The organism is Candidatus Binatia bacterium (assembly GCA_036382395.1).
Classification (GTDB): domain Bacteria; phylum Desulfobacterota; class Binatia; order HRBIN30; family HRBIN30; genus JAGDMS01.
Genome location: DASVHW010000181.1, coordinates 1 through 13,320, shown reverse-complemented (window position 1 = coordinate 13,320; position 13,320 = coordinate 1). Strand labels below are relative to the sequence as shown.

Genomic DNA, 13,320 nt, shown 5'->3' with positions numbered 1-13,320 from the left:
CGGTCGGCGCCGCGCTCCACCAGCTCGCGATTGACCGCCTCCAGTGCCCGCAGACCCTCCGACTCCGGCGCCACCCGCGCCCTTTTCTCCGGCGGCCGCGTCTCCCAACATTTCGGGTCGTGGAACTGTCCGACAAAATCGAGCAGCGCGTCGGGTGAAGGAAAGGGCGCGCCCAGCAGCTTCTCCAGCCCCTTGTCCTCGGCCAGGACGCGCACGTCCTCCACGCGATCCCCGCCCGCCGCGAGCAGCGTCACGATCGCCTCAAGCTTCTGCTCGGGGGCAAAGCCCCGCTGGCGCTTCTGCGGCGGCAGCTCTGAAGCGGCCACCTCGTCCACACCCAGCGCCCGCATCGTCTCGACGACCAGGGGCAACCCGGCTCGGGCGGTGACGGCGGCTCCCTCGCCCTGCTCCAACACGAACGGCAGGATACCCTGGCGAACGGTGCGGCGCAGCCCCAAGCCCATCTCAGCGCCGCCGGCGCCGCCGCGCCCGGCGGCGCTCGCGCGCCTCGCGCCTCAGATCCGAGAGCTCGCACGCGGTGAGCTCGTTGATCAGCTTCCACAGCCGGGTGTACGCGCCGATGGCCGCGCGCACCCGGGCCTCGTCTTCGGGACGCACGTGCAGGGCGTGCGTGCGCCCGTCGAGCTGCACCGTGAGAAACTTCCCCGCGTGCTGCCTGCGTGGATCGTCGGCGCAGGCGCAGTTCGGACGACCGCAGCGGCGCACGCGCTCCACCAGCGAGCCACGCATCAGCGACCCCACGCTCAGCGCGCGCAATTGCTCGCGCAGGACGCGACGGCGACGTTGGGTCTGTTCGCGGTCCGACGCCATATCTGAATCATATTACACTAACCAGACATTAAGGCAACCGAAAACTCGCCCATTGGGCTAACCCTCGCTGTGTCTAACGTCCTGCTATTGCACCGGATTCCGTGGACCCGGCGGGCTTAGAGCGGAGTTATGGCCTTTGGAGGGTGGCCACATCGCCAAGTCTCTTTGTTTGCCACCCGCTCTTCATGGCAGCGCCCTGATGTTCCCCAGCACCTCCACGCGGGGCAGCGGCAGGGGAATGATGCGACGGGTGGGAGTCATGCGTTGCCGGTCTTGGGCGACTCATGGCTGGCCTCCGGGTTTCTTGGGTGGCGGCCGATGGGCATCCTGGGACTCCGGCGACGCAGTGTTCCTATTCCGATACTGCAAGCGGACGCGGGTCATGCGCTTGCGCAGTCCGCCCTGCTCGAGGAAATCTTTCTCCAAACGGCGGAGCTGCTGGTCAATCAGGTAATTGGTCTGGTGGATGAGGCAGATAGCGATGTTGGCGATGACCTCCGGCGGGCGGGTCTCCACAAACGCGCGGTAGTCCTCGTAGGTCTGCGGTGTCTTGCGGCCCAGCTGGCGGACGTATTGGGCTTCCTTGGAGTCCTTGTCCCAAATCTTGAGGTCGCGGGCGCGGAGGTAGTCTTTGTAGTCATCCAGCAATTCCTCGAGGCTGGCGCGGGCGACGTTGGTGAGCTTGATCTCGGTTTCCTTGGAGGTGAGCGCGGCCTTGCTGCCTTCGAGGATGTTCTTTTTGCCGGAGCGGGCGGACTGGATCATCTGGTCAACGGTGCGGTCTCCCCTGGAGAGGAACTTGTGCGCAAATCGGAAGGTGATGTCATAGACGATCTCGGCTTTTTGGAAGGAGAGGAGCGTCTGGTAATCGCCGCGCGGTGGAAGCAGGCGGTCGGGTCGATGGGAGGAGTGGGAGTCATGGGAAGGATGTTTCCCATCACTCGCATCATTCGCATTATTCCCATCTATTCTCATAGCAGCCCTCGAATGCCCGCTAGCACCTCCGCGCTTTCCGCGTCCAGCGCCGCGATCTCGTCCATGATCTCCCGCGGGGTGCGGTGGGTGACTTCCTCGCCGCCGTTGCGCCCGGCGTTACCCATGTTCTTGATCTTGGCTTCGTAGAGGTGCGAGAGCTCGTGCTTCTCAGTCTGGGAGCGGAAGCGCAGCTCGTCGATGTGGTCAATGATCTCGCGCAGGTTGTAGCCGCTGGAGATCTTGTTTTTGATCTCTCCGAATATCTCCCCGATCTTGTATTCGATGTTGTTCGGCCCGCTGGCCTTCTGCTTGAAGGCGTGGAGGTAAGGGAAGAGCTTCTGATTGACGAAGTCGCGGAGGTCGTCGCCGGTCAGGGCGGCGTTGTGGTCGAGCTTCCCGTCCTTGCCCTTGGGCGCGGCCCAGGTTTCCCAGCGGTAGGGTTTGTCGAGGATGTAGGTGTACTTCTTCCCCTCCAGCGCGGCTTCATCGGCGCGGTCCTGTTGGAGTCCATCGAGGTATTTCAGGAACAGCAGCCAGGAGGTCTGCTCCGTGTAGTCCAGCTCGGTAGTACAGCCAGCTTCTTTCCAGAGCACGTCGTCGATGTTCTTGAAGGCTTGGTCGAACACAGGCACCTATCCTCTACGCAGTCATTGACGTTTTCTGGTCATGTCTCGTGCGGGCTAACTCTCAATCAGGCGTATCGATGAAACCACCAACCCCCGCCAGCCGCGGCGGGTCAACACATCTAGATACAGGCGCGCCTTATACACCTGAGTCACCCACGTATCCGAGGAGCTATCGAACGTCTCTTCACGTGAGGTCGAGCCCCGTTGACCCGCCACGCTTCGTGCACCTCAATTCGGTGCGCGCCAGGCTCTGATCGGCGAGGCGGTGAGGCGCCGCGGTATTCGCCCGGTGGAACTCAGCCGGTATGTGGGCATCTCGACGGCCGCCGTCGCCCAGTGCCTGCGGGCAGTCGAGCGGCAAGATAACTCTTAGGTTCTTAGAAACGTCCCCAAACCCGACGAGCTGCCACTCGTGAAGATCGCTTGAGATTCTTGGTCGACAACGCGTTGTCGCCGGAAGTTGCAAACGGCTTACGCCAGGCGGGGCACGATGCCGTCCACGTGGGGGAGTACGGTATGGCGCGCTCGGATGACGGCGACATCTTCGAGCGTGCCGCGGCGGAGGATCGGATCGTGGTATCGGCGGACACCAACTTTGGCGCGCTGCTCGCGCTGCGACAGGAGGAGAACCATCGGTCATCCTCTTCCGCCGGGCCGGGCAAACGCCGCCCCGATGCGCAAGTGAAACTGCTGCTGGCGAACGTGCCGAACGTGAAGGAGTCGTTGGAGAATGGGGCGGTAGTGGTTTTGGAGGATGCGCGCGTCCGCGTTCGGCCGCTGCCGATTGGAGAATAAACCCGCGTCAGTTCCCTCCGCGGTGCGGCGCACCTTGATCTTGGAGTCCAAGCCGACGGCATTGACGAGTCGCAAGACGCGATCGATCGTCACCTTCTGCAGGCGGCCTCATCGTCGTGCACCAGCGTGCCGATCGAATGGTAACCGTCGTGCCTGTGTCACGATCCCTACGGCCAGTAACACGATGAACAGGAGTGCGGGGTCAACCCGGTGCGTGCTGACGCAATCCGCCACGAGCGCGGCCCCGACGCCAGACGATAGGACGATCAACGCCCAGTCGAACAGCTTTGCCACCACCAGCGCGCCGAGCACACCCCCTGCCAAGATGAACAACCAGATGAGTTGACCGCCGTCGAAGCCGGTTACGTGTAGGACGTGTACGGTGACGGCACCGCCGGCGAGACATCCGGCCACCGTGACGGCGACCCGTTCCAGCGCGAGGGCACAGAGCGCGCCCAGCATCCCGGCCGTGAGACCAATGATCAGCACCTGCCACTCCGGTCTTTCGATCAGAAACTGGTGCGCCACCGTCAGCGCGAGCATGAAGCCGACCGCACCGACAAACAGCCAGAAGAGCTGGCGCCCGTAGAAAAGGACAGACAGACCAATCAGTACCCGGATCAGAATCATCGGCGAGCCTAATAACGTATAGTCGAACGCCGGCAGCGTTTACCAGTGGTGAGCCGCGAGACGTTGTCAGGTAATCCAGCCGCATCATGCTGGCATCCCGTCTCCATGCTGCGAAACTCCCCAGAGTCGTTCCGATACGTCCCGAGGTCGGAATCCACAGGTGGCCGCAGATCTCCTGCGCCGCAAGGTTTGGCCGTGGGTGCTGCGTGCTTTCATCGTGAACCGACGCGCTGGAGCTTTCTGAGGAGACACCTCGTGTCGATGCGGGCATCGCCGGAGAAGCGCGCAGTTGGGTAAAGGATAGGAATCCAGGCTTGACCCTCACGACGGTCCTTGCTGATGCGGCGGCCGTCGAAGGCGACCCCGGTGAGCTTCGCTCGCGCCAGCGCACCCGTCAAAGTAATCTGTCAGCATGACAAGAGATGATTCGGTTCTCATTCGACGCGCCGAACCGCGGGATGTGTCCGCCGTCGGACGCTTCGGTGCCGCGCTCGTTCGTGCTCATCACGCCTTCGACTCACGTCGCTTCCTCGCGCCGGGGCCGCGAGTGGAAGAGGAATACGCCCACTTCCTCGGAACGCAGCTCGCAGACGAGGACGTGGCAATCTTCGTCGCCGAACGTGGCGGGGCGATCGTTGGCTACGTCTATGCGGGCCTCGAGCCGCGGTCGTGGAAGGAGCTGCGTGACGTCGCCGGCTTCATCCACGATGTCGTTGTCGACCCCGGCGCGCGCGGCGTCGGCGTCGGGACGCGTTTGATCGAGACCGCGGCCGCGTGGCTGATCACCCGCGGCGCACCGCGAGTGATGCTGTGGACGGCGGAGAAGAATCGCGATGCGCAACGGCTGTTCGAGCAACTCGGCTTCCGGCGCACGATGATCGAGATGACGCGAGAGGCTCAATCATAGCCCCCGAGATCGATTCACGGTGCTGAAGGACCGCCGCAAAGAGCCATCTCCCGGTCTCCTGCTAGCCATGTTGAAGCAGCTTGATTTGACACGCGAGGACTTGCCGTAGTGTGCGGCATGATCGCGCTGTCGACGGTCATCAGCGACACACACGCTCGTCGACGAGATCATTGAGCGTGCCAACGCAGCCTTTGCCGATGTGGCCGCGGACGCGGAGTGAAGGCGCGCGAGTTACTCAGGAGCCACGCCCGCAGCACCCACTGACAGCTCGAGATAGGCGCGGCGGCCGATACGCCCGAAGACACGCGAGGTCGTGTCGAGCAGCCACATCTGCCAGCCATACTTCGCGCGTAGCGCGGCATGCGCGCGCTCAATGAGCCCCTTCTCTTTGAGGATTCGTCCGCTGCCGTCGATCCAGTCCCCGCTCACGCCTCCCCAGACGTCGCACGGCGCGACGCGCACCCGCTTGGTCGCACGGATGCGCTTGACCTTGGCCGAGGTGCCGTCGGTGACGACGTAGAGCTTGCCGCCCAGGATCGCGAACCACACCGGCGTTTCGACGGCCTTGCCGTTGCGCCGGAAGGTAGCGAGGCTGATGTACGCCTCCTTGGTCAGCTTCTTGATCGCGCGCGACTCAGGCATGTTCGGCCTCCATTGTCTTCAGGCTACTCCTTCCCAGCTCGGGTTGCGGGCGCTGGCACGGGGCGCCTTTGGAACAGGAAGAGAGGGACGTTTCGTCCCCTATCTTGTCACCCACTCGCTCAGACATTGAGCGTGTCCACAAAAAGACGGTGGATGGCCGCGATCTCCCGGTCAAGCTCCTCGGGTTTCCAAGCGCTGGTCGGTATCGGTGGATGAACGACGACCTCGACGGTTGCCGGCCGAACGACGACGGCGTGCTTGGGCAGCGCATCGAGCGTGTTGCGGAAGACGATCGGTACGATCGGCACCTTCGCCGCCATCGCAAGATGGAAGGCGCCCTTCTTGAAACGGCCGACACTCGGTGTCGGACTGCGCGTGCCCTCAGGGGCAATCGCGATCGACAGCCCTTGCTGCAACGCTTCCACCGCCGGTTGCAGCGCCTCGATCGCCTTGTCTCGGTCGAAGCGGTCGATGAACACGGTTCCCGCCAGAGCCAAGGCGGGGCCGAAGATGGGATTCAGTCGCATCTCCTGCTTGGCGATGCCGATCATGTCGCGCCGCAGCAGCTTGCAGAGCAGCAGCATGTCGAGCCCGCTCTGATGGTTGAAGATGAACACCGCCGGGCGGTGCGACCACAGGTGTTCTTCTCCTGTGATTTGTAGCTCCACACCCGCCAGCGCCGTGCCCAGCTCACCCCAGGTCGCCAAGGTGATGTTGATGGCACGCCGCCAACTGCGGTTCAGCACGCCCGCCGGCAAACCAAGGAGCAGCGACGGGACGAGGCTGCCGACCGCAAGCGACGTTCGCAGCACTGCGGCGATGCCGGGCGTGCCCCGGCTGGTAAAGCGTCGAACCGGCCAGCCGCGTGTGGCGGCGATCTGCGCCAACCCTTGGTTCGGGTTCGTCGGCCGGGGATGGCCGACGATTTCAAGCAGCGGTAGATCCTCGTCACTATCAGTGTAGAAGTAGCTCTGCGCCAGATCGATGCCGTGCGCGGCGGCAAAACCGCGTACCGCCCGAGCCTTGCCCTCACCATAACAGGTCGGCCGCGCAACCTTGCCGGTGAATCGTCCCTGGCGCACCTGCAGGCGGGTACAGAGCACGTGGGGAATCTCCAACTCGAGTGCCAGCGGTTCGACCTGGTAGGGCGTTGCCGCGGACACCACCGCCAGGGTGTGGGCTTTGCGGTGATGGGCTTGGACCAGCGCTCGCGACTCCGGATAGATCTGGGTGGCTAGTCTCTCCGTGAAAATGCGTTCACTCATCTCCTCGAACTCGGCCTCGGAACGGCCGCGCAGCATTGCCGCCGAGCCGGTGACGAAACCGGAGAAGCCGGTGTATCCGAGCTGGAAGCGCGCCGCCGCAACCACCGCCTCCGCAAAATCCGCCGGTTTCATCAGACCGTTGCGTACGCTGTCGCGCAGGAACTGCAGGGTCGAAAAGCCGGCAATCAGCGTGCGGTCAACGTCGAAGAACGCCGCCACGCGGGGACCCGAAGGACCGTCGTCGATCTCGCGGGTGAGTGGTGCGTGCATCGCCATTCTACCCTCGCTAGCAGCATTCAGCCCTCAGCGTAAAGGCCCTGGCGCGCGGCAAAACGGCTGTAAGTGTTCAGAGTGGCGCGACCGCGGTAGCCTGGAGGCGCCGCTGCTGCCCACCCCTGTTCCCACCCCGGCCGGGGCCGTGCTACACAAACGCCATGGGTGACGGGCGTCCGATCGGGGTGCTGAGCGAGACGGAGCTGCGCAAGTCCGTCCAACTCGGCGAGATCGATACCGTGCTTACCGCGTTCCCCGACCTCTACGGCCGGTTGGTGGGGAAGCGCATCAGCGGCCAGTTTTTCTGCGACGAGGTGCTCGGGCACGGCATGCATGTCTGCGATTACCTGCTCGCCTGCGACATGGAGATGGACCCGGTGCCCGGCTACCACTTCGCGTCGTGGGCCGACGGCTACGGCGACGTGCATTGTACACCCGACCTGGCGACGCTGCGCCGCGCCACCTGGCTGGAGCGTACAGTGCTCGCGCTCTGCGACGTGCACAACGAAGAGACCGGCGCGCTGGTCGACGTGGCGCCGCGAACCATTCTCAAGCGCCAGTTGGAACGCGCCGCGGCGATGGGTGTCCTGCCCATGGGTGCTTCCGAACTGGAGTTCTTCGTGCTGCGCGAGACCTACGAGTCGGCGCAACGCAAGAGTTTCGAGAACCTCGAACCGTTCGGCTGGTACGTCGAGGACTACCACATCCTCCAAGGCGCGAAGGTCGAGGGGCTGATCGGCGCGATCCGCCGGCATCTCGCCGGCTCGGGTGTGCCGGTGGAGTTCTCCAAGGGCGAGTGGGGCCCCGGCCAGCACGAGATCAACGTGCGCTTCACCGACTTCCTGGAGATGGCGGACCGCCACGTGATCTACAAGCAGATCGCCAAGGAAGTGGCCATCCAGCAGGGGCTCGCGGTCACCTTCATGGCGAAGTTCGACGAGCGCTACGCCGGCAGCTCGGCACACCTGCACTCGAGCTTGTGGTCGGCGGACGGCAAGACATCGCTGTTCGCGGGCAGCGGCGGCGCGTTCAGCGGAGACCTGGCGCAACTGCCGGATCACTTCCGCTGGTGGCTCGGCGGCCTGATGCGCCACGCGCGCGCCTGCACGCTGCTGTTCGCGCCGTACGTCAACTCCTACAAGCGCTTCCGCGCCGGCTCGTTCGCGCCGACCGGGATTGCGTGGTCGTACGACAACCGCACCGCCGGCTTCCGCATCGTCGGTCGCGGCCCGTCGTTGCGGGTCGAGTGCCGCATGCCCGGCGCCGACGCCAACCCGTACCTGGCATTCGCGGCCACGCTGGCGGCCGGGCTGGACGGCGTGGCGAATCACATTGAGCCGCCGCCGATGTTTCGCGGCGACGTGTACGCCGCCGGCGATCTGCCCACCATACCGAAGAGCCTGCCCGAGGCGATCACCGAGTTCGAGTCGTCAGCGCTGTTCCGCAGCGCCTTCGGCGCGGAGGTGGTGGAGCATCTGCTGCACTTCGCGCGTACCGAGCAGCGCAAGTTCGACGAGGTGGTGACCTCGTGGGAGCGCCGGCGGTTTCTGGAGCGCGCCTGAGGTCACTGTCACCCCCGCTCATGTCGCGTCCACTCGTGATCGGCATCTCATCGTACGCGCGTGACGGGCAGCCGCCGGCCTTCAGCTTGCCGTGCGGCTACGTCGACGGCGTGCGTGCGGCGGGCGCCACGCCGCTGGTGTTGCCGCCGGGTGAACCAGAACCGGCGCGCTTGCTCGATCTCGTCGATGGACTCATCCTCGCCGGCGGCGGCGACATCGCACCTGCCGCCTACGGTGGCGAGCCGCACGAGACGATTTACATGGTGTCGGAGGAGCGCGACCAGTTTGAGTTCGCCCTGGCGCGCGCGGCGCTCGCCCGGCCCTGCCTGGCGTTGCTGTGCATCTGTCGCGGCATGCAGGTGCTCAACGTCGTGTGCGGCGGGACCCTGCATGTGCATGTCCCCAAGCGTTTCGGCGACCGCGTGCCGCACCGGCTGCCGCCGCGTCTCGCCTCACGGCACTCCGTGCGCCTCGAGCCGAGCAGCCGTGTGGGGCGGATGCTGGGCGCCACGCAGACAGAGGTGTGCTCGTGGCATCATCAGGCGATCGATCGGCTCGGCGACGGGTTGCGTCCCGTGGCCTGGGCGGAAGACGGCGTGATCGAAGCCGTCGAGCACACCGAGCATCCGTGGTGCATCGGAGTGCAGTGGCATCCGGAGATGCAGCTCGATGAAGCGCCGCAGCGAGGGCTGTTTGCTGCGTTGGTGGCAGCGGCCGGGAGAAAGAGGTGACGCAAGGCAAGAAGGCAAAAGGCTTGCCTTTTGCCTTCTTGTCCCAGATTGGAGGATCGCAACAATGCTGAGACGTTTGGAAAACAAGGTCGCATTGATCACTGGCGCAGGCGGCGGCATTGGCCGCGCCGCGGCCAAACTGTTCGCCGCCGAGGGGGCACGGGTCGTAGCCGTTGATGCCGACGAACGGGCCGGCCGCGCGGCCGTCGATGAGGTCAACGCGCGCGGTGGCACCGCTGCCTTCATCCGCGCCGACGTGAGTAAGGCCGCCGACGTGCAGGCGATGATCGCGTTTGCCGAGTCCCAGTTCGGCGCGTTGCACGTGCTGTTCAATAATGCGGGAATCTTTCCCGACGCCGACGGCTCCGTCGTCGATACCGACGAGGCGGTGTTCGATCACGTCATCGCCGTGAACCTGAAGGGTGTCTTCCTGGGCTGCAAATACGGTATTCCCGCATTGCTGCGCGCCGGCGGTGGTTCGGTTATCAACACCGCGTCGTTCGTTGCGGTGATCGGCTCAGCGACCTCGCAGAGCGCCTACACGGCATCCAAGGGCGGCGTGCTGGCGCTGACGCGGGAGATCGCCATCGAGTTTGCCCGCCGTGGCATTCGCGCCAATGCCTTGTGTCCGGGGCCGGTGAATACGCCGCTGTTGCAGTCGCTGCTCGCCGATCCTGCGCGTCGTGCGCGCCGCCTTGTGCACTTGCCGATGGGTCGGCTGGCGGAGCCGGAAGAGATTGCCGCCGCTGCGCTGTATCTCGCCTCCGGCGAATCGTCGTACGTCAACGGCACCGCCTTCCTGGTCGACGGCGGGACCACGGGCGCGTACGTCACGGCGGAATAGGGGAGGAGCGCCATGCATCCGTTGTTGATTGGCGATCGGCGGCCCACTGGTCAGAGTGTGATCCGCGTCATCGAGCCGGCGCTCGGCGAGCCCTTCGACGAAGTGGCTGCGGCCGGCCCGAGTGATCTGGAAGCCGCTGTGACGGCGGCGAAAGCAGCGTACCCAACGTGGGCCGCGTTGACGCCGGTGGCGCGCGCCGAGGTCCTGTTTCGCTTTGCCGATGTCGTCCGCGCCCACGCCGAAGAGCTGGCGGTGCTCGAAGCGCGCAACGTCGGCAAGCCGATCGGCGACGCGCGCTGGGAAGCGGGTCACGTCGCCGACACCTTGCGCTACTACGCCGGCGCCGCCGACAAGTTCTGCGGGCAGACCATCTCGGTGAAGAAGGGGGGCCTCGACATCACGCTGCACGACCCGCTCGGTGTCGTCGGCCTCATCGTGCCGTGGAACTTCCCGATGGTGATCGCGACCTGGAAGCTTGCCCCCGCGCTCGCCTGCGGCAATACCGTCGTGCTCAAGCCGGCGAGCCTGACGCCACTGACAGCGCTGCGCCTGGGTGAGTTGGGGCTCGAGGCGGGTGTGCCACCGGGCGTGCTCAACGTCGTGCCGGGGCCGGGGGCGGCCATAGGCGCGGCGCTGGCGGCGCATCCGGATGTGGCGAAGATCGGTTTCACCGGCGAGACGGCCACCGGCCGCGCCATCATGACCGCGGCGGCAGGTACCATCAAGCGCATCGGTCTCGAGCTCGGTGGTAAGTCGCCGAACATCATCTTTGCCGACGTGGACATCGGGGAGGTAGCCCGCGAGGCGGTGGCGTCGGTGTTCGCCAACGCCGGCCAAGATTGCTGCGCGCGCTCGCGCGTCATCGTGGAGCGCCGCATTGCCGGGCAGTTCGTCGACGCGATGACGGTTGCGACGCAGGCGCTCGCCATTGGTGATCCGCTGGCCGAGGCGACGCAGATGGGTCCGCTGGTGTCGGCGAGCCAACGCGAGCGTGCCGAGTCGTACATTGCGATCGGCAAGACCGAAGGCGCCCGCTTGGTCTGCGGCGGTGAGCGGCTGCACGGGCCGGGGTATTTCCTGCGCCCGGCAGTGTTCGCCGAGGCGCGGCCGCGGATGCGCATCGTCGACGAGGAGATCTTCGGCCCCGTCGCCGTGGTCATGACATTCGAGACCGAAGACGAAGCGGTGGCGATCGCCAACGACACGATCTACGGATTGTCCGGTTCGTTGTGGACCAACGACCTCAAGCGCGGCCTGCGCGTGGCGCGCGCCGTGCGCACCGGCGTCCTTTCAGTGAACTCCTCAGCGAGCGTTCACCTCCAAGCCCCTTTCGGCGGCTACCAGCAGTCCGGCCTCGGCCGCGAGCTCGGCATGCACGCCATGGAGCACTACACCGAGGTGAAGAACATCTACTTCGAGACGGCGTAGCCGGGGTAGGGCAGGCGGGCGGGAGCAGCGCTCCCGCCCTCAAGAAAGTGTGGCGGATTTTCGCACACCTCCACCGGGCTGGAGCGTTGCTCCACCCCGGTGGTGGCGCGGGAATCGAATTCTTCACAAGCTCTTAGTCTCTGGCGCTCAGGGTGACGCGATTACCGGGTGAGGTAGCGGCTCAAGCCGCGCAGATCCGCTTCCTCGATCGCCGTTGCGCCGGCGGCTACCAGACCGGCATTTTCGCCGTACCAGGACAAGACGCATTGGCCGCGGTCCAGGGCTTCGAGGCAGACGCGCTCGATCTCGCCGCCGGGGCGGGCATGGACGGCGATGATGACGTCCGCGAGCGCCGCGACCAGCTCGTCGCGGCGGGGGCCGTTGCGCGGCACGGCGTGATCCATCAGCCGGAAGGGTGACAGCACCAACGTCCGTTCGGCGTCCAATGCCATGCGGCCCGGTCCGAAACCGAACGGATCACGGTCGAGGCGGGCGCCGAAGGTGGCGAAGATGCCTCGGTCCAACACGATGACCCGGGCTGCTGCCGCGGCGCGGCCGGCGACCGCGGCGATGCGATGGGTCGTCTTCATGCCGCCGCTGACCAGCGTGAACCCCTGCGTTGCGGCGGCTTGCACCGCCGCCAAGCTTGCCGAAACCGCCTGCTCGCCGAGCGTGCGTGAGTTGAGCACCGCCAACGTCGGCGCGCGTAGCGGAGCCGGAGACCCGAAGCTGTAGAGCACGGCGGGTGGCGGCTCGAGTCGCCGCCGCACGCGTCCGGGATACGCTGCCGCGTCCGGCAGGTAGGCGTCGCCGCCGGCCGTTGCCAACTGATCGAGAAGCCATTGGCACCGGGTCTCGTGCTCCTGCCGCTGCGAGCACAGCCGCGTGATCGCGGTCGGATGCAGCCGGTAATCCTCACGCAGCACGGCTTCGGGGAGGCGGAAGAACGTGGCGAAGCTGTGATGGCGTTCCCGGTTCAACGCCAGGATGCGCGCCGCCGCCTTGTCGCCCACCTGGGGCAACTCCGAAAGCATGATGGCATGGAACGCCGTCTCCTTATCCATGGCGAGCCTCCGTGTTAGGCAAGGACCTCGCGCGAGGCAGGACCTCGACCCGAAAGTACGGCGGGACCGCTTCCCGTCGGATCGCCGCACGCGGCTTCGGACGACACTTGACTCAAATCCGTTGAGTGTGAAACATCGAGTGCCTTAGTGGAGGGAGCATGCCGACAGCACAGGACCGTTACGTCAGGGCGCGCGGCCTGAGTTTTCATTGCGTGGAATGGGGCGCGGCCACTCAGCCGCCGGTGCTGTGCCTGCACGGCATCACGCAGACGGCACACAGCTGGGACGAGGTCGCCGCCGAGCTGGCGGACGCTTATCGCGTCCTCTGCCTGGACCAGCGCGGCCACGGTGACAGCGACTGGGCAGCCGACGGGGACTACACACGCCAGACCCAGGCCGCCGACGTCGATGCCCTCACCGATGCCATCGGCCTGTCCACATTCATCTTGATGGGCATGTCGATGGGCGGCATCAACTCGATCACCTTCACGGCCCGCCACCCCGAAAAGGTGAAGGCCCTGATCATCGTCGACGTCAGCCCAGAGGTGCAGGCGCGGGGTGTCGAGCATATCCGCAGCTTCATTCAGGCGCCGGACGAACTCGACGGTTTTGAGGAGTTCGTCGCGCGCGCCCACCAGTTCAATCCGCGCCGCTCCCTCGACAACATCCGCAGCCGCCTCTCCCACAACCTGAAGCAGCTGCCGAACGGCAAATGGACGTGGAAATACGACAAGGCCCTGCGTTCCT

14 protein-coding genes and 1 pseudogene are annotated in these 13,320 nt (G+C 65.6%); 7 read left to right on the top strand and 8 right to left on the bottom strand.

The features are described 5' to 3' along the window. From VF515_08320 to VF515_08305, 4 genes and pseudogenes are all read right to left on the bottom strand, one after another. On the bottom strand, positions 1–464 hold a 464-nt coding region (locus tag VF515_08320), incomplete at its 3' end, for a hypothetical protein (GenBank protein HEX7407638.1). 1 nt (position 465) lies between these two features. Next, positions 466–831, bottom strand: a complete 366-nt coding sequence (locus VF515_08315) for a DUF6788 family protein (protein ID HEX7407637.1) — start codon at positions 829–831, stop codon at positions 466–468. Between the two features lie 282 nt (positions 832–1,113). Further along, the gene (locus tag VF515_08310) at positions 1,114–1,806 is read right to left on the bottom strand and encodes a four helix bundle suffix domain-containing protein (protein ID HEX7407636.1); all 693 of its coding nucleotides are present in this window, start codon (positions 1,804–1,806) and stop codon (positions 1,114–1,116) included. 95 nt (positions 1,807–1,901) lie between these two features. Further along, positions 1,902–2,432, bottom strand: a pseudogene (locus VF515_08305) (type I restriction-modification system subunit M N-terminal domain-containing protein). Between the two features lie 423 nt (positions 2,433–2,855). Between VF515_08305 and VF515_08300 the strand changes: the two are divergent. Continuing rightward, positions 2,856–3,227 carry a DUF5615 family PIN-like protein gene (locus VF515_08300; protein ID HEX7407635.1) on the top strand — a complete coding sequence of 124 codons (372 nt, stop codon included), beginning with the start codon at positions 2,856–2,858 and terminating at the stop codon, positions 3,225–3,227. Between the two features lie 108 nt (positions 3,228–3,335). Here VF515_08300 and VF515_08295 read toward each other — a convergent pair whose 3' ends face one another. Further along, positions 3,336–3,857, bottom strand: a complete 522-nt coding sequence (locus tag VF515_08295) for a hypothetical protein (protein HEX7407634.1) — start codon at positions 3,855–3,857, stop codon at positions 3,336–3,338. A gap of 412 nt (positions 3,858–4,269) precedes the next feature. On the opposite strand from VF515_08295, the gene VF515_08290 reads away from it, so the two are divergent. Continuing rightward, positions 4,270–4,764: a GNAT family N-acetyltransferase gene (locus tag VF515_08290; protein ID HEX7407633.1), complete on the top strand. Its 495-nt coding sequence runs from the start codon at positions 4,270–4,272 to the stop codon at positions 4,762–4,764. Between the two features lie 231 nt (positions 4,765–4,995). Here VF515_08290 and VF515_08285 read toward each other — a convergent pair whose 3' ends face one another. Then, complete coding sequence (locus tag VF515_08285) at positions 4,996–5,406, bottom strand: PPOX class F420-dependent oxidoreductase (GenBank protein HEX7407632.1); 411 nt, start codon at positions 5,404–5,406, stop codon at positions 4,996–4,998. Between the two features lie 119 nt (positions 5,407–5,525). Further along, on the bottom strand, positions 5,526–6,941 hold the full coding sequence (locus VF515_08280) for an HAD-IB family hydrolase (GenBank protein ID HEX7407631.1): 1,416 nt from the start codon (positions 6,939–6,941) through the stop codon (positions 5,526–5,528). A 188-nt stretch (positions 6,942–7,129) separates the two neighbouring features. On the opposite strand from VF515_08280, the gene VF515_08275 reads away from it, so the two are divergent. The 4 genes from VF515_08275 (at position 7,130) to VF515_08260 (ending at position 11,509) form a co-directional block, all read left to right on the top strand. Next, positions 7,130–8,506: a glutamine synthetase family protein gene (locus tag VF515_08275; GenBank protein ID HEX7407630.1), complete on the top strand. Its 1,377-nt coding sequence runs from the start codon at positions 7,130–7,132 to the stop codon at positions 8,504–8,506. 20 nt (positions 8,507–8,526) lie between these two features. Continuing rightward, a complete protein-coding gene (locus VF515_08270) occupies positions 8,527–9,237 on the top strand; it encodes a gamma-glutamyl-gamma-aminobutyrate hydrolase family protein (GenBank protein HEX7407629.1) in 711 nt (236 codons plus the stop codon). A gap of 64 nt (positions 9,238–9,301) precedes the next feature. Beyond that, positions 9,302–10,081, top strand: a complete 780-nt coding sequence (locus tag VF515_08265; GenBank protein HEX7407628.1) for a glucose 1-dehydrogenase — start codon at positions 9,302–9,304, stop codon at positions 10,079–10,081. A 12-nt stretch (positions 10,082–10,093) separates the two neighbouring features. Then, positions 10,094–11,509, top strand: a complete 1,416-nt coding sequence (locus tag VF515_08260) for an aldehyde dehydrogenase family protein (protein ID HEX7407627.1) — start codon at positions 10,094–10,096, stop codon at positions 11,507–11,509. A gap of 161 nt (positions 11,510–11,670) precedes the next feature. Here the strand turns inward: VF515_08260 and VF515_08255 are convergent, their stop codons facing one another. Continuing rightward, entirely contained in the window at positions 11,671–12,573 is a 903-nt protein-coding gene (locus VF515_08255) for a DNA-processing protein DprA (GenBank protein HEX7407626.1), read from the bottom strand. Positions 12,574–12,731: 158 nt separating this feature from the next. Here VF515_08255 and VF515_08250 point away from each other — a divergent pair. After that, the coding region (locus VF515_08250) for an alpha/beta hydrolase (protein HEX7407625.1) at positions 12,732–13,320 on the top strand (589 nt) is incomplete at its 3' end.

Coding starts and splice junctions, on each gene's coding strand:
- VF515_08260 (HEX7407627.1), top strand. CDS start 10,094: ATGCATCCGTTGTTGATTGGCGATCGGCGGCCCACTGGTCAGAGTGTG.
- VF515_08315 (HEX7407637.1), bottom strand. CDS start 831: ATGGCGTCGGACCGCGAACAGACCCAACGTCGCCGTCGCGTCCTGCGC.
- VF515_08270 (HEX7407629.1), top strand. CDS start 8,527: ATGTCGCGTCCACTCGTGATCGGCATCTCATCGTACGCGCGTGACGGG.
- VF515_08255 (HEX7407626.1), bottom strand. CDS start 12,573: ATGGATAAGGAGACGGCGTTCCATGCCATCATGCTTTCGGAGTTGCCC.
- VF515_08265 (HEX7407628.1), top strand. CDS start 9,302: ATGCTGAGACGTTTGGAAAACAAGGTCGCATTGATCACTGGCGCAGGC.
- VF515_08285 (HEX7407632.1), bottom strand. CDS start 5,406: ATGCCTGAGTCGCGCGCGATCAAGAAGCTGACCAAGGAGGCGTACATC.
- VF515_08310 (HEX7407636.1), bottom strand. CDS start 1,806: ATGAGAATAGATGGGAATAATGCGAATGATGCGAGTGATGGGAAACAT.
- VF515_08295 (HEX7407634.1), bottom strand. CDS start 3,857: ATGATTCTGATCCGGGTACTGATTGGTCTGTCTGTCCTTTTCTACGGG.
- VF515_08290 (HEX7407633.1), top strand. CDS start 4,270: ATGACAAGAGATGATTCGGTTCTCATTCGACGCGCCGAACCGCGGGAT.
- VF515_08280 (HEX7407631.1), bottom strand. CDS start 6,941: ATGCACGCACCACTCACCCGCGAGATCGACGACGGTCCTTCGGGTCCC.